Origin of the sequence: Lolliginicoccus lacisalsi (assembly GCF_014841105.1) — a bacterium.
In the GTDB taxonomy this organism is placed as follows: Bacteria; Actinomycetota; Actinomycetes; order Mycobacteriales; family Mycobacteriaceae; genus Lolliginicoccus; species Lolliginicoccus lacisalsi.
The window spans coordinates 120,266-141,454 of record NZ_JACYWE010000008.1; the positions used below are offsets into that span (position 1 = coordinate 120,266).

The 21,189-nt window shown below is 67.8% G+C and carries 16 protein-coding genes and 1 tRNA gene; 7 read left to right on the plus strand and 10 right to left on the minus strand.

Annotation, left to right across the window (positions count from 1 at the left end; genetic code table 11):
* Positions 1-38 precede the first annotated feature (38 nt).
* The 5 genes from HT102_RS13255 to dnaK all read right to left on the minus strand — a co-directional run bounded on the left by HT102_RS13255 (position 39) and on the right by dnaK (position 5,029).
* Positions 39-746: a TetR/AcrR family transcriptional regulator gene (locus HT102_RS13255; RefSeq protein WP_192039912.1), complete on the minus strand. Its 708-nt coding sequence runs from the start codon at positions 744-746 to the stop codon at positions 39-41.
* 133 nt (positions 747-879) lie between these two features.
* Entirely contained in the window at positions 880-1,281 is a 402-nt protein-coding gene (locus HT102_RS13260) for a heat shock protein transcriptional repressor HspR (RefSeq protein ID WP_192039913.1), read from the minus strand.
* Positions 1,281-2,462, minus strand: coding sequence for a molecular chaperone DnaJ (dnaJ, locus tag HT102_RS13265; RefSeq protein ID WP_192039914.1), 1,182 nt, complete (start codon positions 2,460-2,462; stop codon positions 1,281-1,283). Before dnaJ ends, HT102_RS13260 begins: the two co-directional genes overlap by 1 nt.
* Before the next feature lie 27 nt (positions 2,463-2,489).
* Entirely contained in the window at positions 2,490-3,191 is a 702-nt protein-coding gene (grpE, locus tag HT102_RS13270; protein WP_192039915.1) for a nucleotide exchange factor GrpE, read from the minus strand.
* Entirely contained in the window at positions 3,188-5,029 is a 1,842-nt protein-coding gene (gene dnaK, locus HT102_RS13275; RefSeq protein WP_192039916.1) for a molecular chaperone DnaK, read from the minus strand. The genes grpE and dnaK overlap by 4 nt, the downstream gene beginning before the upstream one ends.
* Positions 5,030-5,342: 313 nt before the next feature.
* Here dnaK and HT102_RS13280 point away from each other — a divergent pair, with 313 nt between their 5' ends.
* From HT102_RS13280 to HT102_RS13290, 3 genes are all read left to right on the plus strand, one after another.
* The gene (locus HT102_RS13280) at positions 5,343-6,695 is read left to right on the plus strand and encodes a S1 family peptidase (protein WP_192039917.1); all 1,353 of its coding nucleotides are present in this window, start codon (positions 5,343-5,345) and stop codon (positions 6,693-6,695) included.
* Between the two features lie 372 nt (positions 6,696-7,067).
* Positions 7,068-10,241 (plus strand): heterodisulfide reductase-related iron-sulfur binding cluster, encoded by a 3,174-nt coding sequence (locus tag HT102_RS13285; RefSeq protein ID WP_225443660.1) that lies wholly within the window; start codon positions 7,068-7,070, stop codon positions 10,239-10,241.
* Between the two features lie 172 nt (positions 10,242-10,413).
* Positions 10,414-11,670 (plus strand): pyridoxal phosphate-dependent aminotransferase, encoded by a 1,257-nt coding sequence (locus tag HT102_RS13290; RefSeq protein ID WP_192039918.1) that lies wholly within the window; start codon positions 10,414-10,416, stop codon positions 11,668-11,670.
* A gap of 13 nt (positions 11,671-11,683) precedes the next feature.
* Here the strand turns inward: HT102_RS13290 and HT102_RS16445 are convergent, their stop codons facing one another.
* The 3 genes from HT102_RS16445 to dcd form a co-directional block, all read right to left on the minus strand.
* Complete coding sequence (locus HT102_RS16445) at positions 11,684-13,306, minus strand: hypothetical protein (RefSeq protein WP_192039919.1); 1,623 nt, start codon at positions 13,304-13,306, stop codon at positions 11,684-11,686.
* Positions 13,307-13,497: 191 nt separating this feature from the next.
* Positions 13,498-14,832: a UDP-glucose dehydrogenase family protein gene (locus HT102_RS13300; RefSeq protein ID WP_192039920.1), complete on the minus strand. Its 1,335-nt coding sequence runs from the start codon at positions 14,830-14,832 to the stop codon at positions 13,498-13,500.
* Between the two features lie 102 nt (positions 14,833-14,934).
* Positions 14,935-15,501: a dCTP deaminase gene (gene dcd / locus HT102_RS13305; RefSeq protein WP_192039921.1), complete on the minus strand. Its 567-nt coding sequence runs from the start codon at positions 15,499-15,501 to the stop codon at positions 14,935-14,937.
* A 386-nt stretch (positions 15,502-15,887) separates the two neighbouring features.
* Here dcd and HT102_RS13310 point away from each other — a divergent pair.
* Positions 15,888-15,961: transfer RNA gene (locus tag HT102_RS13310), tRNA-Gly, on the plus strand.
* A gap of 120 nt (positions 15,962-16,081) precedes the next feature.
* Here HT102_RS13310 and HT102_RS13315 read toward each other — a convergent pair.
* Both HT102_RS13315 and HT102_RS13320 read right to left on the minus strand, forming a co-directional pair.
* The gene (locus HT102_RS13315; protein ID WP_192039922.1) at positions 16,082-16,612 is read right to left on the minus strand and encodes a hypothetical protein; all 531 of its coding nucleotides are present in this window, start codon (positions 16,610-16,612) and stop codon (positions 16,082-16,084) included.
* A gap of 303 nt (positions 16,613-16,915) precedes the next feature.
* Positions 16,916-17,083, minus strand: a complete 168-nt coding sequence (locus tag HT102_RS13320; RefSeq protein ID WP_192039923.1) for a hypothetical protein — start codon at positions 17,081-17,083, stop codon at positions 16,916-16,918.
* On the opposite strand from HT102_RS13320, the gene HT102_RS13325 reads away from it, so the two are divergent.
* The 3 genes from HT102_RS13325 to HT102_RS13335 all read left to right on the plus strand — a co-directional run bounded on the left by HT102_RS13325 (position 17,082) and on the right by HT102_RS13335 (position 21,184).
* Positions 17,082-18,242, plus strand: a complete 1,161-nt coding sequence (locus HT102_RS13325) for a hypothetical protein (RefSeq protein ID WP_192039924.1) — start codon at positions 17,082-17,084, stop codon at positions 18,240-18,242. The two genes, HT102_RS13320 and HT102_RS13325, sit on opposite strands and share 2 nt — an antisense overlap.
* A 169-nt stretch (positions 18,243-18,411) precedes the next feature.
* Entirely contained in the window at positions 18,412-20,247 is a 1,836-nt protein-coding gene (locus tag HT102_RS13330) for an acyl-CoA dehydrogenase (RefSeq protein WP_192039925.1), read from the plus strand.
* A gap of 247 nt (positions 20,248-20,494) precedes the next feature.
* Positions 20,495-21,184, plus strand: coding sequence for an ATP-binding cassette domain-containing protein (locus HT102_RS13335; protein WP_192039926.1), 690 nt, complete (start codon positions 20,495-20,497; stop codon positions 21,182-21,184).
* The last annotated feature ends 5 nt before the right edge of the window (positions 21,185-21,189 follow it).

Here is a 21,189-nt window from a genome sequence, read left to right on the forward strand (position 1 = left end):
TCGGGGGCCAGTGCGCGGCCCCTTGCGCCCGAAGGAGCTCAGACCGCTGCGCGGACGGGCGCATCGTCGGCCCGCGTCCGGGCATCCGAGACGATGGCCGCGATGATGGGAGCGAGCGTCACGTCCGGATCGCACTCGTTCTCGAGCTCGAGCCAGCGGGGCGCGATCGAGGTGAACAGGGGCGCCCGCTCCGCCGATTCCTGGCTGAGGCCGACGAACCATGGATCATCCTCGGATGCCCTGATGGCCCGCAGGTTGAGCGCCACCGAGACGTTGCCGATCATGACCCGCCAGGCCGAGAGCAGAGCCACCCCGGCCTGCCTCTCGCTCAGCCCGGCCTCGCGCGCCGAGCCCAGGAACTCCTCGACGAACCACAAGGCATCCGGACCGATCGTGGTGTTGGTGCTCAGGATCTCGAGCGACCAGGGGTGCTCGAGCATGATCTGCTGCATGATCACGGCGAGCCGGACCATGCGCTCCTGCGGATCGTCGGGCAGCAGGGGCTGGGGCAGCTCGGCGCAGATTTCCTGCAGCACGGCCGCGAGCAGGTCCGCGCGACCATCGACATGGTGATAGAGCGCCATCGGCGAGCTCTTCACCACGCCGGCGAGCCGCCGCATCGATAAAGCGTCGGGCCCCTCGGCCTCGATGAGCTGCCGGGCAGCCCGAACGATCTCCTCGCGCGATAGCTTGGCCGTCGCGCCACGCTTGTTGCCTCGCTTGCCGAGGTCATTATTGGTAGCCACGTGGGTATTCTGCACTACACACCTCCATCTGCCCCTATTTCTAGGGGCATACGTCGGTGAGTTTATGCAAAATCTCGGAAAATGGGTAGGCGCACCGCGATCCGGACGCGTTCTTGCAGGCATTGCGCTGCCGCTACGGCCTCCTGCGCTGCCAGACCACCAATGCATTGCTCCGCGGCAGGGGCACGAGCTCGCCGCGCGCGGAACGCAGCGCCGACACCTCATCAAGCAGCTCGGCGATACGCGCCTGCAGCGCCTCGACCTGGTTCGTCAGCTCGATGATCCGCTTGACCCCGGCAAGATTCACGCCTTCCTCCTGAGAGAGCCGTTGCACCTCGCGCAGCAGGTCCACGTCGCGCTGCGAGTACCGGCGACCGCCGCCGCTCGCGCGATGCGGGGTCACGAGCCCCAGCCGGTCATAGGTGCGCAGCGTCTGCGCGTGCATGCCCGCGAGCTCCGCCGCCACGGAGATCGCGAACACACCGATGGAGGGGTCGGGCGGGCCCGGGACCGAAGGGTCGTGCCGATCAGCCATCACGCACCCGCCCATCCTGCCCGCGGATCGAATCCACCGGCACGCTCGGCCGCCGCATACTTCTCCAGTGCCTCGGCCGCGTCGGCGGACAACGAAGCCGGGACCTTCACCGCCACGGTAACGAGCAGGTCGCCCGGTTCGCCAGCCTTGCGAGGCACCCCGCGCCCACGAACACGGAAGATGCGACCATCACCGGTGCCAGCGGGAACCTTGACGCCGATCCGGCCATCGAGCGTGGGCACCGAGAGAGTCGTACCGAGCGCGAGCTCGCTGAACGAGACGGGCACGGTCACAGTCAGGTCCTGGCCCGAGCGATCAAGCACGGGATGGGGGTCGACGTGGACGGTGACGTAGAGATCGCCCGCCGCGGCGCCCCGCATGCCGGCCTCTCCCTTGCCCGCGATCCGGATCTTCTGCCCGTCGCTCACGCCCGGCGGAATGCGCACGGTGATCGTGCGGCTCCGCGTCCGCACACCGGTCCCTGAGCAATCAGCGCACGGGCTGTCGATGATCGAGCCCGTGCCGCGGCAGTCCTCGCACGGCTCGCTGAACCCGAACGCGCCCTGGTTGCTGCTGATCACGCCCGCGCCGTTGCACCTCGGGCAGGTGCGCGGCGCGGTGCCGGGGCGTGCACCACTGCCATGGCAGGTGGTGCACGCCGCCGGGGAGGTGATGCGCAGCGGCACCGTGGTGCCGAGGACGGCGTCGCGGAACGTCAGGCGCGTGTCGGTCTCGAGGTGACGGCCGCGCTGTGGGCGCCGCGCGGCTCCAGGCTGATGGCCCTGCCGGTTGAACAGTCCCTCGAACAGGTCGCCGAATCCACCGGCGCCACCACCACCGGCACCGCCCCCGCCGAAGATGTCGCCGAAGCTGAAGCCTGCATCGGCGTCCCCGGCGGACTGGTAGCCGCCACGCGGATCGAAGCCGCCAGGGCGGTAGCCGCCCCGGAACATCCGCCGCGCCTCGTCGTACTCCTTGCGCTTGGCAGGGTCCTTCAGGAGGTTGTACGCCTCGGAGGCCGCCTTGAACCGCTCCTCAGCTTGCTTGTCCCCCGGATTAGCGTCAGGGTGCAGAATGGGAGCGAGCTTGCGGTACGCCTTCTTGATCTCCTCCTGCGACGCATCCGAGGAGACGCCCAGGTCCTTGTAAAAGTCCTTCTCGAGCCATTCACGCTGAACCATCGGGCGCCCCTCCTTCCTCCAGTATTCCTACTCCGCGTCCTGGCTTCCACCAGGCGCGGCATCCTCGTTGCCGCTGCCGCCAGCATCACTGTCGACGACCGCGACCATGGCGTGCCGCAGCACCTTGTCGCCGAAGGTGTACCCCTGGCGGAGCACCGTTCCCACGACCGGCTCGCTGCCGCTTCCCTCGTGCTGCACGGCCTCGTGCAGGGAGGGATCGAACGGCTCGCCCTCGGTGCCGAATGGAGCGAGGCCCTGGCCCTCGAGCACGGCCTGGAGCTTGTCCGCCACCGACCTCAGCGGCCCCGATTCGAGATCGCCGTGCGCGCGGGCACGCTCGAGGTCATCGAGCACACCGAGCAGCTCGCCCACCACGGTGGCCTTGGCCGCGTTCTTCTCCGAGGCCCGGTCGCGCTCGACTCGTCGCCGGTAGTTGGCGAACTCGGCCTGCAACCGCTGCAGGTCCGCGGTCCGCGCGGCAAGCTGGGCCTCGAGCTCGCGGACCTGGCCGCCCTCATCGGCGCCCTCGGCCTCGTCCCCGGCCGTTCCATCCTCGGCACTGGCATCGCCGCCGCTGGCGGCGGGCGCCGGGTCGACGACGTCGCCCTCGAGGGGCGCTTCCGCCGCCGACCCGTCCTCGCCGTTCCGGGCCGTGCCAGTATCGGGATCGATCTTCCGCTTATCGGTGATCGTTACCGGTTCCTGATCACGTGCGTCGGATCCGCTCACTTGGTGTCCTTATCGTTGGGCTCGTCCACGACCTCGGCATCGACGACATCGTCGGCACCAGGCTGCGCGCCAGCGCCCTCGGCACCCTGCGCGTCCTGGGCAGCGGACTCATACATCGCCTGGCCCATGGCCTGCGACTCGGTGCTCAGGGTCTCCATCGCGGCCTTGATGGCCTCGGCGTCGGTACCAGCAAGAGCATCCTGCAGGCCCTTGAGCGCGGTCTCGACCTTGCCCTTGGCCTCGCCGTCGATCTTCTCCGCGTTGTCCTTGAGGAACTTCTCGGTCTGGTAGACCAGCGACTCGGCCTGGTTGCGTACCTCGGCCTCCTCCTTGCGCTTCTTGTCCTCCTCCGCGTGCGCCTCGGCGTCCTTGATCATCTGGTTGATCTCGTCGTCGGACAGGCTGGAGCCACCCTGGATCTTGATGGTGTTCTCCTTGCCGGTGCCCTTGTCCTTGGCGGTGACGTGGACGATGCCGTTCGCGTCGATGTCGAAGGTGACCTCGATCTGCGGCACGCCGCGCGGGGCCGGCGGGATATCGGAGAGGTCGAAGGAACCGAGCAGCTTGTTGTGCCGCGCGATCTCGCGCTCGCCCTGGTAGACCTGGATCTGCACCGAGGGCTGGTTGTCCTCGGCTGTGGTGAAGGTCTCGGACTTCTTGGTCGGGATGGTGGTGTTGCGCTCGATGAGCTTGGTCATCACGCCGCCCTTGGTCTCGATGCCCAGCGAGAGCGGGGTGACATCGAGCAGGAGCACGTCCTTGACCTCGCCGCGGAGCACGCCCGCCTGCAGCGCGGCACCGACAGCCACGACCTCATCAGGGTTGACGCCCTTGTTGGGGTCCTTGCCCGAGAGCTCGCGGACGAGGTCCGACACGGCGGGCATGCGGGTGGAGCCACCGACGAGCACGACGTGGTCGATCTTGCCGATCGCGACGCCAGCGTCCTTGATGACCTGCTGGAACGGCGCGCGGGTGCGGTCGAGGAGATCGGAGGTGATCTTCTGGAACTCGGAGCGGCTGAGCTGCTCGTCGAGGAACAGCGGGTTCTTCTCCGCGTCCACCGTGATGTACGGCAGGTTGATGGTGGTGCTCTGGCCCGACGAGAGCTCGATCTTCGCCTTCTCGGCGGCCTCGCGGAGCCGCTGCATGGCCATCTTGTCCTTGGTCAGGTCGATGCCGTTCTGCAGCTTGAACTTGTTGACGAGCCAGTCGACGATGCGCTGGTCCCAGTCGTCGCCACCGAGGTGATTGTCGCCAGCGGTCGCGAGGACCTCCACCACTCCATCGCCCATCTCGAGCAGGGACACGTCGAAGGTGCCGCCACCGAGGTCGAAGACGAGGATGGTCTGTTCCTTGCCGGCCTTGTCGAGGCCGTAGGCGAGCGCTGCCGCGGTGGGCTCGTTGACGATGCGCAGGACGTTGAGGCCCGCGATCTGCCCGGCTTCCTTGGTGGCCTGCCGCTGCGCGTCCTCGAAGTAAGCGGGCACGGTGATCACGGCGTCGGTGACCTCATCGCCGAGGTAGGCCTCGGCATCGCGCTTGAGCTTCATCAGGACGCGCGCGCTGATCTCCTGCGGCGTGTAGTTCTTGCCGTCGATGTCGTTCTTCCAGTCGGTGCCCATGTGGCGCTTGACCGAGCGGATCGTGCGATCAACGTTGGTGACGGCCTGGTTCTTCGCGGGCTGGCCGACAAGGACTTCTCCGTTGCGCGCGAATGCCACCACCGACGGCGTGGTCCGCGCACCTTCCGCGTTGGCGATGACAACAGGGTCACCGCCCTCGAGCACTGATACGACCGAGTTGGTGGTGCCGAGGTCGATTCCGACCGCTCGCGCCATGGTGTTCCTCCTTGTTGATATTCGTGACATCCGATCAAAGATGAGTGGATGCGACTCAAAGCTACGCTTGATCCGACGATCACGCCAGCCACCTGAGCCTACATCGCTCAACCTTACACCGATGATAACGGCGCGCCCGCGGCATTTTGTTCCCTCCGCACCCCACGCGTCGTGAGATCCACGCCACTGCGCCGTCACAATCTCATGACGCAACACGCCGGGCCCTGGTCCAGCAGGCCTGGTCGGACCTAGAGTTGAACCGATGCCTGCTCTCACGCAGCGCCAACCCGAGAAAGGGCGACCAGAGCCAACGATGCGCACCTCACCACTTCGCCGCGCCGCCACCGCCGCGCTCGCGGCCCTCGCTCTCGGCATGGCCCCGCTCGCCAGCGCGCATGCCGAGCCAGCACCTGCCCCCGCTCCCGCAAGCCTGCCCGCGGCGCTCGTCGAGGCCCTCGAGCGGGACCTCGGCATCACCGCCGAGGAGTTCCTCGAGCGCTCCGCGATCGCCCAGGACCTCGCCGCGTTCGCGGAGGATCTCCGCGCCCGGTTCCCCGACGAGTTCGGTGGGGCATGGCTCGACGACGGCGTGCCCACCATCGCGACGACAACACCGTCGCTCGCCGACAAGGCAGAGGAGGCGGGCTTCGCCGCCACCGAGGTCTCGCGCACCGAGACAGCCCTGCGCGCCGAGCTCGCTGACCTCCAGCGCTGGATCGATGCGCTGCCCGCGCCGCTCGACGGCATGTTCCGCGGCGCCGTCATCGACCTCACCCGCAACGCCGTCGTGCTGGGCCTCGCCGAGAGCGAGCTCGGGGCCGCGATCGACCTGCCCGACCTGCTCGACCGCGCCGGCGTCGTGCTGACCCCCGCCAATGAGGTCGTCCCGGGCGAGGAGACCATCGACGAGGAGCCGCTCACGGACGGCGGAAGCAATAGCACGCCCGGCGAGCAGGGAACCACCGAGAGCGACCTCCCTCCCGCCAGCACCACCGTCCCGCCACAGCTCGAGGTCATGGGCGGCGACGCGTTCATCGCCGGGGAATCGACCTCGCTGCGCTGCTCGCTCGGCTTCAACGGCATCAACGAGGACGGCAAGGCGATCAACCTCACCGCGGGCCATTGCAACCCCGACGGCCCCGGTACCACGGGCACCCCCACCCGCTTCCTGCAGGGCCCCCTCGCCGGCCAGGTCTTCGGCACCTTCACCGAGACCAACATGGACAAGGTCGACTTCGCGGTCATCACGATCGACGAGGCGCACCAGGAGGCCTTCTCCTCGCCCGGGATCCGCGGCGGCGGCGACCTGCGCATCACCGGCACCGCGGACCCCGTGGTCGGCATGCCCGTGTGCAAGTCCGGCGTTACCACCGGGTTCAGCTGCGGCGTCGTCACCGCGACCAACCTGACCCTCGAGATCGGCCCCCGCACGCTGGGCAACGCGTTCACCTCGAGCATCTGCGCCCTGCAGGGCGACTCCGGGGGCGCGATCATCAGCGGCACCCGCGCGGTGGGCATCTCCAGCGCCTCGGACGTGGGTGATTTCACATCCTGCTCCGATGCCATCGAGGAGACCTCGATCTATGGGGAGACCCCGCTGCTCTATGCCACCCCGATCAATGACGTGCTCGCCCGGGTGCCAGGAGCTCGCTTGTCCACCGGATAGACCCTCGGGAGATCGAACCAGGAACGCCCTGGGATGGCTGGGAATCCAGCGATCCCAGGGCGTTTTCGCTGCCAGGGCGGCATAATGATCAAGTTAGGCTCGCCTGCGCGAATGCGGCCATCAGGGCACGTAATACCGTTAGGGCAGACGAGTGTGCGCGCGATCAGGTGCTCGCGCCCCGACTGGACCACGCAAGCGCTGGCACCAGGCGAGGCGGGCATGGGATGCGCAGGCCTCGCCGCGACACAACCGCACAGGAATCCCCGGCGCTCCGCGAGCAGCGAAGCACAAGGTACTCGCGGGTAATATGAGGGGAAGCGGACGGCTTACGGCTGGCGGCACATGCCGCCACGACAGAAAGGCCACGACGACATGAGCGACGTGACGCCCGTTACGCTGACGCTCGGCACCATCGCCGCAGTCGTCAGCATTCCATGCTGGATCATCTTCTGGGCCGGGGCATGGAGGATGGTGCAGACCATCCGGCTCGGCCAGCCAGACGGAACACGCCTGTTCCCCGTCTGGCCGCGGTTCAAGCAACTCATGATCGAGTTCCTCGCGCACACCCGCATGAACAAGTTCCGTTCCGTGGGCTGGGCGCACTGGCTCGTCATGCTGGGCTTCCTGCTCGGAGCCTCCGCCTGGCTCGAGGCATACGGCGAGACGTACAACCCGCACTTCCACTGGCCCATCATCGGTGACCTCTTCGTCTGGAGCCTCCTCATGGAGCTGCTCGGCCTAGGCACCGTCATCGGCATCATCGCGCTCATCATCGTCCGCCAGCGCAACCACCCGCGCCGTCCCGATCGGATGTCCCGCTTCTCCGGCTCCAGCTTCTGGCAGGCCTACTTCGTCGAGGCCGTCGTCCTCGTCGAGGGTCTCGGCGTCGTCTTCGTCCGCGCCTCCAAGTACGCCGTGTACGGCGGCAACGACACCGCCTACTTCGCCACCCGCTGGATCGCCGAGCTCCTGCCCGCCGAGCCCGTGCTCGTCTCCATCTTCGCCATGATCAAGCTGTTCTCCGGCATGATCTGGCTGCTCATCGTCGGCCGCTACATCACCATGGGCGTCGCCTGGCACCGCTTCTCCGCGTTCTTCAACATCTACTTCAAGCGCGAGGACGATGGCGGGGTCGCGCTCGGTGCCGCCAAGCCCATGATGTCCGGCGGCAAGGTCCTCGAGCTCGAGGAGGCCGACCCCGAGACCGATGCGTTCGGCGCCGGCAAGGCCGAGGACTTCTCCTGGAAGGGCCTGCTCGACTTCACCACGTGCACCGAGTGCGGCCGCTGCCAGTCGCAGTGCCCCGCCTGGAACACGGGCAAGCCCCTGTCGCCCAAGCTGCTGATCCTCGCGCTGCGCGACCACACCTACGCCAAGGCCCCCTACCTGCTCGCCGGAGGCCGCAAGGACATGGCCGGGGAGGAGATCGGCCTCGTCGACGCCGACGGCAACCCCGATGAGGACGCGCTCGCCAAGATCCCCGAGGCCGCCCGCATCGAGGCCGGCCGGCCCCTCGTCGGCGAGAGCACCGGCGACCCGGCCACCGACGGCGTCATCGACCCCGAGGTGCTGTGGAGCTGCACTACCTGCGGCGCTTGCGTCGAGCAGTGCCCCGTCGACATCGAGCACGTCGACCACATCATCGACATGCGCCGCTACCAGGTCCTCATCGAGTCGGCATTCCCCTCCGAGCTCGCCGGCCTGTTCAAGAACCTCGAGGTCAAGGGCAACCCCTGGGGCCAGAATGCCAAGGACCGCGTGAAGTGGATCGACGAGGTCGACTTCGACGTCCCCGTCTACGAGGGCGAGTTCGGCGACACCGAGTACTTGTTCTGGGTCGGCTGCGCCGGTGCCTTCGAGGATCGCGCCAAGCGCACGACCAAGGCCGTCGCGGAGCTCCTGCACATCGCTGGCGTCGAGTTCATGGTGCTCGGCACCGGCGAGACCTGCACCGGCGACTCCGCCCGCCGCGCTGGCAACGAGCTGCTCTTCCAGACGCTCGCGCAGCAGAACATCGAGACGTTCAATGACGTCTTCGATGGCCGGCCGCAGTCACAGCGCAAGATCGTCGTGACCTGCCCGCACTGCTACACCGCCATCGGCAACGAGTATCCGCAGCTCGGCGGCGACTTCGAGGTCGTCCACCACACCCAGTTGCTCAACCGGTTGGTGCGCGACAAGCGGCTCATCCCCGTCTCCGAGCCGTCGAAGAGCATCACCACCTACCACGACCCCTGCTACCTCGGTCGGCACAACAAGATCTACGAGGCGCCACGCGAGCTCGTTTCCGCGTCCGGTGCCACCCTCACCGAGATGCCACGCCACGGCGAGCGATCCCTGTGCTGCGGCGCGGGCGGCGCCCGCATGTGGATGGAGGAGCACCTCGGCAAGCGCGTCAACGTCGAGCGCACCGATGAGGCCCTCGACACCAACGCCCAGAAGATCGCCACCGGCTGCCCGTTCTGCCGCGTGATGATCTCCGACGGCGTGACCGCGCGCCAGGAATCCGGCAAGGGCGAGGGCGTCGAGGTCGTCGATGTCGCGATGATGCTCCTCGAAGGCGTCAAGCGCGGCTTGCCCGAGGGAGTGACAGTCGGCTCCAAGCGCTCCCCTGCTCGAGTTGGCGCGGCTACCACCGCCGCGCCCAAGGCGAGCGCTGCCGTGGAGACCGAGCCCAAGGAAGCCGCACCCGCTGCGGGCGGCGATGCACCGGCCAAGCCGGCCGCGACCACGGCCCCCGCGAAGGGCGGGCTCCAGGTCAAGGCCACCAAGCGCCCCGGCGCCAAGGCCACCCCGGCAGCCCAGCCTGATGCGGCCAAGGACGAGCCGGCAAAGAGCGAGGCGCCGAAGAGCGAGTCGGAAGCGCCTGCCAAGGCAGCCGCCAAGGGCGGGCTCCAGATGAAGACCGCGGCCAAGCGACCCGGTGCCAAGGCAGCCGCGCCCGCGGCCAAGCCAGCCGAGGACAAGCCAGCGGCCGAGAAGCCTGCGCAGGAGGCTCCCAAGGCCGCCGAGCCGGACGAGACCCAGAAGGAAGCACCGGCAAAGGCACCCGCAAAGGGCGGGCTCCAGATGAAGGCCGCCGCCAAGCGGCCCGGGGCCAAGGCAGCCGCGCCCGCGGCCAAGCCCGCGACGGATAAGCCCGCCGAGGACAAGCCAGCCGCCGAGAAGCCTGCGCAGGAGGCTCCCAAGGCCGCCGAGCCGGACGCGACCCAGGAGGCAGCACCGGCAAAGGCACCCGCTAAGGGCGGGCTCCAGATGAAGGCCGCCGCCAAGCGGCCGGGGTCGCAGGCAGCGGGATCCGCGAAGCCCGCGACGGAGCCTGCCGCGAAGAAGGCTGAGCCCAAGCCGGAGCCAGCGGAGGCACCCGAGCCCAAGGCCGCCGAGCCCCAGGCGCCATCGGAACCTGCGGCTGACGATTCCGGCGCGCCCGCGAGCGATGACTCCTCGACCGAGGCCGCGGACAAGGCCGCGCCCGCCGACAAGCCGAAGCCGAAGGGCCTCGGGATCCAGCCCGGCGCCAAGCGTCCCGGGCAGGGCGCCAGCTAGCCGAGCACGTCAGGAACGCTGTGGCCCCGATCCCCTGTAGCGGGGGATCGGGGCCACAGTCTTGTGCCAAGCACCAGCCGGGCCTCGGGCCGCGGCGCCCGTCCAGCACCGGCGTCATGGTCTCTGGCAGGTCCGTGCATTATTCACTCGACAGCAGTGGCACGATGAACACGTGAGCCGAAACGATCCCCTGCACCCGCATCACTACCAGCCTCGCGTCCTGCAGCAGTCGAGCAAGCTGCAGGACGTCCTGTACGAGATCCGTGGCCCCGTGCACGCGCACGCGGCCAGGCTCGAGGCCGAGGGGCACCGGATCCTGAAGCTCAACATCGGCAATCCGGCCCCGTTCGGCTTCGAGGCGCCCGATGTGATCATGCGGGACATGATCGCCGCCCTCCCCTACGCGCAGGGCTACTCCGACTCCAAGGGCATCCTGTCGGCACGGCGCGCCATCGTCACCCGCTACGAGCTCGAGCCCGGGTTCCCCGAGTTCGATGTGGATGACGTATTCCTCGGCAACGGGGTATCCGAGCTGATCGTAATGGTCATGCAGGCACTGCTCGACAACGGCGACGAGGTGCTCATCCCGGCACCCGACTATCCCCTATGGACAGCAGCCACGAGCCTCGCGGGTGGCACTCCGGTGCACTACCGGTGCGCGGAGGAGGACGACTGGAACCCGGATGTCGCGGACATCGAGTCCAAGATCACCAAGAAGACGAAGGCGATCGTGGTGATCAACCCGAACAACCCCACCGGCGCGGTCTACTCGGAGCATGTGCTCAACGAGCTCGTCTCACTCGCGCGCAAGCATCGGCTCCTGCTGCTCGCTGACGAGATCTACGACCGCATCCTCTACGACGATGCCAAGCACGTCTCGCTCGCGGCCCTCGCTCCCGACCTGCTCACGTTGACGTTCAACGGGCTATCGAAGGCCTATCGCGTGGCCGGCTACCGGTCCGGCTGGCTCGTGATCACCGGGCCCAAGGACCACGCGACGAGCTTCCTCGAAGGCATCAACCTGCTGGCCTCGATGCGACTCTGCCCCAACGTCCCCGCGCAGCATGCCATCCAGGTAGCACTGGGCGGGCACCAGTCGATCAACGAGCTGATTTTGCCGGGAGGCCGATTGCTCGAGCAGCGCGACACCGCATGGGAACGCCTCAACGCGATCCCCGGAGTGAGCTGCGTGAAGCCCAAGGGAGCCCTGTACTGCTTCCCCCGCCTGGATCCCGAGGTGCACGAGATCCACAACGATGAGCAGTTCGTGCAGGACCTCCTGCTGCACGAGAAGATCCTCGTCGTCCAGGGCACCGGTTTCAACTGGCCCGACCCCGACCACTTCCGCATCGTCACGCTGCCCTACTCGCGCGACCTCACCGTGGCGATCGAACGCATCGGCAACTTCCTCGCCAGCTACTCGCAGTAGGTGAGACGGCGCCTCAGCCCAGGTCCAGGGGAATCTCGCTGATCGATGTAGCAGCCTCCGGCTCCGGCTCAGGCTCGGGCTCCGGTGCTGGAGCAGGCTCCGGGGCGGGAGCAGGCGCTGGTGCTTGTGCCGGCACTGGTGCAGGTGCTGGTGCCGGGGCTGGCGCAGGCTCCGGTACTGGCTCCGGCTCCGGCTCAGGCGCTGGTGCAGGAGCTGGCGCAGGGGCTGGCGCGGGTGGAGGGGCTGGCGCTGGCGCAGGGGCGGGCGCTGGTGCAGGAGCTGGCGCAGGCGCTGGTGCAGGAGCTGGTGCGGGTGGAGGGGCTGGCGCAGGCGCGGGCTCGGGCGCTGCGGGCTCGGCCGCCGGGAACCACCCTTGCTCGCGGCGAGGCTGCGTCTCTTGCGGTTGCGGCCCTTCCTGTACCTCTGCCTGCGATGGGCCCGTCGGCTCGCCCCGTTGCGGCGCCGCTGCCCCAGAGGTCTGCTCGTCCTCCAACGGTTGCTCCGGCGCAGCGGGCTGCTCGGCCGCGGCGGCAGGGCCAGCTTCCGCTGGTTCGCTTGGCCCGCCCTCGGTCTCGACCTGGCTGGGCGGGGGCTTTTCCGCGATCGTGCGGTCCTGCCGTGGCAGCACATCCTTGCTGCCTTCGGCTTGCCCTGGCAAGGACTCAGCGAGCGTTCCATCGATGACCAGGGATGCAGTCCCCGACGAGGTCATTCCGGTTGTCAGATGGATCCCGAGGCCAGTCGTGGCGAGGATGGCGATCACGGCCGCGGCCCGCGTGAGCCCACGGGACGCGAGAGAGCTGCGTCCCAGTGCCCTCCCGCGACGATCCGCTGAGCTTGGCATCACCAGCCCGGCCCCGAATGCCACAGGGGCGGCCCCTGCGGACGGGTCGGAGCGGGCGACGAGCACAGCGGCACCGATCGCTGCGATCGCGGTCGGATCCTCCGCGACGACCAGTGGGACGGACCGATAGTTGCGGGCGATCGGCGCGACGAGCGCCGAGGCCGTGCCCAGCAGGACGATCGACTCCGCCGAGAGGCCGAACTGGTGAGCAACGTCGAGGGAGCTACGGAAGGACCGCTGCGCCACGCCATCGATGACACGGGCGACGTCCTTGCGGTCGATCGTGCCACGGCGCCCCAGTGCGATCGACTCGCGATCAATGAGCGTGTGGCGGAAATGATCGATGCGCGCGCGGCTGCCCACGACCGAGGCGATCGCGTCATCGATCGTGCGCAGGCTCAGCGTAGGATCGTATGCCCGCGCCAGGCACTCCCCCGCTACCGGATCGATAAGGCTGAAGATCGTCCCCTCGTCGCCCTGCCCGTGCAGGATGACGTTGCCCGGAGGAGTGTAGGCACCGATCTCCTCGAGATAGGCCCACTGCGCCTCCGCGAAGTCCACGAAGCGCACCGTGAGCGATTCGATCGAGGAGAGCGCCTCGAGCACCTGGGGATTCTGTGATTCCATCGGGCACGCCACCACGACGATGGCGAACCGGGCCGCCTTGGTGCGCGCCACCCAGTCCTGCATGGCGGTGACCGCTGCCACCACTGCTTCCGCGTAGGCGCCATCCGTGATGGGAATGCACTGCTCATCGCAGGCCCCGTCGGGGTAGCGCAACGCGGACCGCACGTGTCCTGCGTCTATTGCGATTCCCAGTACCGATCCCACCTAGCGTCCCTTCCGTAGCGGCCGTCGCTGGCCCGCACGCCGATAGGGAGAGTGTGAACGCCCGCTGCGCCGGAAATCTGGCAACTGTAGTGCTTCGCAGTCAAATCGAAACCTATCGGTCACCGAATGCGAACGCTGCGGGAATCCGCCGCCTAGACGGTGGAGAGGTTGCGTCCCAGCGCACGGTAGTTCCACCCGGCATCGATCCACTTGCGGGCATCGAGGCAGTTGCGACCGTCCGCGACGACACGGCCGCGCACTACTCCCTCGAGCTCCGCGGGATCAAGCTCCCGGAACTCCTGCCACTCGGTGAGCACCAGCACGATATCGGCCTTCTCGCACGCATCGACCACCGACTCGGAATAGCCCAGAGTGGGGAACATCTTGCGCGAGTTTTCCATGGCCTTCGGGTCGTACACGCTGACCGCGGCGCCCTTGAGCTGCAGCATGCCAGCAACGTTGAGCGCCGGGGAGTCGCGCACGTCATCGGAGTCCGGCTTGAACGCCGCGCCGAGGACGGCAACGTTCTTGCCGATCAGCGTGCCCCCGAGCGCCTCGGTGGCGATCTCGACCATGCGGCCACGTCGTCGCATGTTGATGTTGTCCACCTCTCGCAGGAATGTCAGGGCCTGATCAGCCCCGAGCTCGCCCGCTCGCGCCATGAAGGCCCGGATGTCCTTGGGCAGGCAGCCTCCGCCGAAGCCGAGGCCAGCGTTGAGGAACCGGCGGCCGATGCGGGTATCGTGGCCGATCGCATCAGCGAGCAATGTGACATCCCCACCAACGGCCTCGCACATCTCCGCCATCGCGTTGATGAACGAGATCTTCGTCGCGAGGAACGCGTTGGCGCTCACCTTGACCAGTTCCGCGGTGGCGTAGTCCATCACGAGGAACGGGGTGCCCGCATCGACGGCCTTGGCGTAGACCTCCCGCAGGATCGCCTCTGCCTTTCCGCCAGGCTGCACGCCCGCCACGATCCGGTCCGGCTCCAGGGTGTCCTTGACGGCGAATCCCTCGCGCAGGAACTCCGGGTTCCAGGCCAGCTCCACCTGGTCCCCTACCGGGGAGAGCCGCGCCACGCGCTCCGCCAGCTCCGTGGCCGTTCCCACGGGAACCGTCGACTTGCCGGCGATCAAGGCCGGGCGCTTCAGGAGCGGCCCGAGCGTGTCGATCACGCTGTGCACGTACTTCAGGTCCGCGGCGTACTCACCGCGCCGCTGCGGGGTGCCCACGCCGATGAAATGCACATCGCCGAACTCCGCTGCTTCCTCGTACGATGTGGTGAACCTCAAGCGTCCCGCCTCGATGTTCCGCTTGAGGACCTCCGGCAGGCCGGGCTCGTAGAACGGCACATCACCGGCCTTGAGCCGCTCGGCCTTCTCCGCGTCCACGTCCACGCCCAGCACCTCGTGGCCGCGCTCGGCCATGCATGCGGCATGCGTTGCACCAAGATAGCCCGTACCGAACACCGTCATCCGAATCGCCATGCCCCAAACCCTAGGCAGTGCGAGTTAATGAAGTCCGACCAATCGGTGAAGTCCGACTATCAGTTCACTATGACGTATCTCTCCGTAACCTCAGTACTGGTCCTAGGTCCGGAAGTTCAAGTACGACCGCGACGGCGTGGGGCCGCGCTGCCCCTGGTACTTCGAACCCGTCCGCGCGCTGCCATATGGGAACTCCGCCGGGCTCGACAACCGGATCAAGCACAACTGGCCGATCTTCATGCCTGGCCACAACGTGATCGGCAGGTTCGCCACGTTCGACAGCTCCAGCGTGATGTGCCCGCTGAACCCGGGATCGATGAACCCCGCCGTCGAATGCGTCAGCAGGCCCAGCCGCCCCAGCGAGGACTTCCCCTCCAGTCGTCCCGCCAGGTCATCGGGCAAGCTGCACAGCTCCAGGGTCGAGCCCAGCACGAATTCCCCTGGATGCAGCACGAACGGTTCCCCCGCGGGGGCCTCCACCAGCGACGTCAGCTCATCCTGCTGCAGCTTCGGATCGATATGCGTGTACCGCGTGTTGTTGAAGACCCGGAACATGGTGTCCAGCCGCACATCCACGCTCGACGGCTGCACCAGCGCATCATCGAACGGCTCCAGGCCCAGCCTGCCCGCCCCGATCTCCGCGCGGATATCCCTATCAGAAAGAAGCATCGGCACAGCCTACCGGTGCGGGGATGCGCTGCTGGTCCGGCGCGTGGTGGCTTGGCTGGCGGTTGCCCGCTCGTGCCAGCCGTTCGCGAGCGCCCGCTCGGGCCAGCCGCTTGCGGCCTCCCGCTCCTTCAGTGGAAACTTTTCCCCTTCCGAGCGGCAAAAGTTTCCACTAGCGCGGGCACCCTCCAGTGCTGGTCCCCACTAGCGCGGGCACCCTCCAGCGCGGGCACCCTCCAGCGCTGACCCCCGCACGCGGCTGGCCCCGACCCGATCCGACCCACCTGCCACCCGCCCCGGCCCGACACGCCCACCGCCGTGAACACCCGCGACGGGAACGACTGCCCAAAGCTTGCTACACTCGCATACCGCAGCAAGCACGCTGCAACGCCGATGTAGTTCAATGGCAGAACATCAGCTTCCCAAGCTGAATACGCGGGTTCGATTCCCGTCATCGGCTCCATCAGTTGCCGCGATCGAGAAGGCGCCTCCCCGTGGGGAGGCGCCTTCTCTCATTGCCAGGCACGCCTCGAGCGCGCCTCGTGGAGGAGCGCCCTGCACCTCCCTGCCCTCTCCTGTTCCCTCAGCGCTGCTGATCGTGTGGCGGCCGTGGCTGTTGGCGTTCCGGGGCATCCTGTGGGGGCATGTCTGCCCTGCTGGCGGAACCGGTGCTAGCCCGGTTGCCGCGGCCCGCTTCGAACGTACGCCCGGTAGTGCCGCGCGTGTGCTCGTCCGGCCTGGCGCCAACGTCTGTGCCTCGGGTCGACAGGTCCGGGTCGACCTCGTTGGCCTGGTCGAACTCCTGGTTCACCGTGTCACGGGCGGAGGCCGCGTCGGCTCGACGTGTCTGCGCCTGGTGCTGCAATCCTGCCGCTTCGGCCGCCTTCGCGTCGGCCTCGGCTTGGGCGGCGCGCGCCTTTGCCGCTGTCTGGGCGGCGCGAGCCTCCCGCTGCCCGGCATCGTGCGAGTGCTCGGCCGCTTGAGTGCGGAGGTGGGTGGCTTCGGCCCTGCGGCTCTCCTTGCGCTTCTTCGTGACAAGCGACCAGATGACGGCGGCGATCAGCAACGCCGCGACCACGGCGATGATGACGACGATGGTGGTGGTGGTATCCATTTCGATTCCTTGTTGTGCTTAGCCCCCGATCAGGGGCTGGGATGGGACATGGCGCAGTGAAGCGATCACGATTGCTCGCGTACTTCCTCGTCGCTGTCCTTTCGCGGGAGTCAACGCAGGAAGCCGGAGGCAGCGAGAAGGGGCGAAGCTGCGGCATCTGTAGGGGGAATACCCCGCGAGCCCGCGCGCAAACGCAGAGGGGGCCGGGCGCATGTGCGGCGCCCGGCCACCTTGCTGCCCCGGTTGCCAGCTCTGCCGCGAACCCCGTCTCCCCCTTCGTGCCCGGGGCCTGCGGTCGCGTCACTAGGCTTGGGTCGTGTCGGAGAGCGCGAATACGAACAGCTGGGACTTGACGCCGTCAGCGGGGCTGGCGTCGCGCCGGGTGCTGGATGCTGATGCCTTGGCGGCGTTGGTGTCGAGCGTTTTCGGCGCGAGCTTCACGGCGGTCTTCTGGGTGGTGGCCGCGTTCATGTTCGATGTGCAGGCGCTGGGCTTCGCGGGCGTGCTGGTGGCGGCCGCTACCGGGGTATCCACGCTGGCGAACCTGGGCATCGGCGCGGTGGTGTCGCGGGTGGTGCCGTTCTCGGGCGTGAAGGCGATGGGCTGGTTCCTCCGTGGCAATGCCGCGGTTTTCATCGTCGCGATGCTCGCGGGGACAGTCGTGGTGCTGATCGTCCCGCGGCAGGTGGTTTTCGAGCATTCCTGGCAAGCGTGGGCATTTCCACCGCTGGTCGCGGGGCTGTCGGTGCTGGCGTCGTATGACGCGATGGTGTCGGGGCTGGGCCGGGCCCGGTGGAGCGCGGTAGCGATGGTCGCGCAGGCGGGGGCGAGGCTGGCGCTATTGGTGGTGCTGGGGCTGTTCTCGCTGGGCTCGACGGGGATCGCCGTGGCCTGGTTCGTGCCCACGATGGTGCTGGTGCCGGTCTTGACGGCGGTGATCGCGCGCAAGATCGGCAGGAGCGAGTTCGCGGCGCTGGCGCCGCAGCAGGTCGATCGCGGGCAGATGATGCGGGGGGTGCTGCGGGCGTATGGCCCGGCGGCGCTGGGCGCGGTGATGCCGACGGTGCTGCCGCTGCTGGTGATCGTGAACCTGGGGCCGATCGCGGCGGGGCATTTCATCCCTGCGTTCTTCTTGATCCTGATGTTCGCGACGATGTTGACCGCGGTGATGGGTCCGTTCGTGAGCGCGGCGGACCGGTCGGCGTGGGATTTGCCGGGCCTGGTCTATCGGTTCGCGTTCTTGCTGTCGTTGATGGCGCTGGCGGGCTCGATGTTCCTGGCGATCCTGGCCCCGACGGCGTTCGGGCTGATCGACGCGAGCTATGGGACGCATAGCGCGGCGTTGTTGTACGCGGGTGCCGCGGCGTTCCCGTTCGTGGCGCTGCAGGCGATGCATGGGTCGCTGGCGCGGATCAATGGCCTGGTGGGGCGCCTGGTGGCGGCGCGGTCGGCGACGACCGTGGTGTTCCTCGTGGGGGTGGCGCTATCGATCAATGATCATGGCCTGGCGGCGGTGGGCTGGTGGTTCTTCGTGAGCGAGGCGCTGGTCGCTGTGCTGATCCTGCCCCCGACCGTGCGTGAGTTCGGCGAGGCGGTCCGGGAGCCCGGGAGCAGCGACGCATTGCCATGAATGTGGTGCAGTTCGCAGGTGGTGCTATTGGCATGGACGCGGTCTGGACGTAAACTGGCGAAAGTTACTGGCGAGTAGGTTGCTGGGTTGACCATGCTGTGCATGGCGGCCACGGCATCATGCTCCTGGTAGGGAATCCGACGAACATCTCAACGGAGAGAGTGTAAGAATGGGCCACTACAAGAGCAACGTTCGCGACCTGGAGTTCAACCTCTTCGAGTTCCTGGGCCTCGAGGAAGTATTGAAGTCCGGCGAGTTCGGCGACCTGGACGTCGACACCGTGCGCGACATGCTGTCCGAGGTCTCGCGTCTTGCTGAGGGCCCATTGGGCGAGTCCTTCGCGGATGCGGATCGCAACCCCCCTGTCTTCGACCCCGAGACGCACGAGGTCACCCTCCCCGATTCCTTCAAGAAGTCCTTCCGGGCACTGTGGGACGGCGAGTGGTACCGCATGGGCCTTTCCGAGGAGATCGGCGGCATCCCCGCGCCCCGCATCCTCGTGTGGTCGATCGCGGAGATGCTGCTCGGCGCGCAGCCCGCCGCCTTCATGTACCAGGCCGGTCCTTCGTTCGCGAACGTCCTGTACCACCTCGGCACCGATGAGCAGAAGAAGTGGGCCGAGCACGCCGTGGAGCGCGGCTGGGGCGCCACGATGGTCCTGACCGAGCCGGACGCCGGTTCCGACGTTGGCGCTGGCCGCACCAAGGCCATCAAGCAGGAGGATGGCACCTGGCACATCGAGGGCGTGAAGCGCTTCATCACCTCCGCGACCTCCGATGACCTCTTCCCGAACATCATGCACCTCGTCCTGGCGCGCCCCGAGGGTGCTGGCGCCGGCACGAAGGGCCTGAGCCTGTTCTTCGTCCCGAAGTACCACGTGGACTGGGAGACCGGCGAGTACGGCGAGCACAACGGCGTCTACGTCACGGGCGTGGAGCACAAGATGGGCCTGAAGGTCTCGGCTACCTGTGAGCTGACGTTCGGCCAGAACGGCAAGCCAGCCGTGGGCTGGCTGGTCGGCGAGGTGCACGAGGGCATCGCGCAGATGTTCGAGGTCATCGAGCACGCCCGCATGATGGTGGGCACCAAGGCGATCTCCACCCTCTCCACCGGCTACCTCAACGCGCTCTCCTACGCGAAGGAGCGCGTGCAGGGCGCGGACATGACCCGGATGACCGACAAGACCGCGCCGCGCGTCACCATCACCCACCACCCGGACGTGCGCCGCAGCCTGATGTCGCAGAAGGCATACGCCGAGGGCCTGCGCGCGGTCTACCTCTACACCGCCATCCACCAGGACGAGGCCGCCGCGAAGATCGTCGCGGGCGTCGACAAGGACCTCGCCTACCGCGTCAACGATCTGCTGCTGCCGATCGTCAAGGGCGTCGGCTCGGAGCGTGCCTACCAGTACCTCACCGAGTCGCTCCAGACCCTCGGTGGATCGGGCTTCCTGCAGGACTACCCGATCGAGCAGTACATCCGCGACGCCAAGATCGACTCGCTGTACGAGGGCACCACGGCCATCCAGGCGCTCGACTTCTTCTTCCGCAAGATCGCCCGCGACAAGGGCGTCGCACTCGCCCACGTCGCTGGCGAGATCAAGAAGTTCATCGACGACCCGAACGGTGACGAGCGGCTGAAGAACGAGCGCGAGCTCCTCAACGCCGCGCTCGAGGATATCCAGGCGATCCTGGGCACCTTCACCGGCCACCTGATGGGTGCCGCCGAGCAGATCGAGGAGCTCTACAAGATCGGCCTGGGCTCCGTGCGACTGCTGCTCGCCGTGGGCGACCTGCTCATCGGCTGGCTGCTGCTGCGCCAGGCCGAGCTCGCGCTCGCCGCGCTCGACAAGGGTGCCAGCGAGAAGGACGTGCCGTTCTACCAGGGCAAGGTCGCGGTCGGCTCGTTCTTCGCGAAGAACATGCTGCCCGAGATCCACGCTATCCGGCAGGTCCTGACCAACATCGATCTCGACCTGATGGGGCTCGACGAGGCCGCGTTCTGATCCACCTCGCACCAACCAGCACCTAGCAGGGGCGGGCCGCGCAAGCGGTCCGCCCCTGCTCGTGCGCCAGGTGGGCCCGCATGATTTCCACCACCTTCCCGTACACGATTGATCAGCAGTCAGTAACGTCAATCAACGGGCACACCCGAGCGGCGTCCGCGATAGTGGTCACCACAGGACCTGCCCCACTGCCAGCGACAACACGGCATCGCGGGAACACTGCGGCAACACTGCGGAGGAACCATCCATGGACGACGCGCGCGGCGGCACGACCGCCGAAACCATCATCTCCGTCACCGAGCTGTCGCTCCGCGGGGAGCGCGGAACCGTCTATGGCCCGCACACCTTCGACATCGAGGACGGCGAACTCGCGGTGCTCCAGAGCCCCCCGGGCACCGGCCGCACCGCGCTCCTGCTCACCCTCACCGCCCGCATGCGGCCGGGCTCCGGTTCCGCGACCATCCTCGGCATGCCCTACCCCAAGCGGGGCCACCGCATCCGCAAGCACACTGCCATCGCGGGGTTCAGCACCAGCGACGACCTCGACGACAGCCTCACCGTCCGCGATGCGCTGCGCGAGCGCGCCACCTGGAACAGTCCCTGGTACCGGCCCATGGGCCGCCCCGGCGATGACGAGGTGGAGGAGGCCTGCGGGCCAGTCTTCGGAGAGCGACCCATCCCCGCCGCCAAGACCGTGCTGTGGGACCTCAGCCAGCTCGACCGGCTGCTGCTGCAGATCTCGCTGTCGATGATGAGCAGCCCGCGCATCCTCGCCGTCGATGATCTCGCGCAGATCGAGGACAGCATCGAGCGAGGCTTCCTCGTCGAGCGGCTCGCCGCCCTCACCGAGCGCACCACCGTGCTCACCACGTCCGTGGATCCCGTCGCTGACCATCCCGCGGTGCTTCGCCTCGAGCTTGCCGCCAGCCGCCACTGAACCCC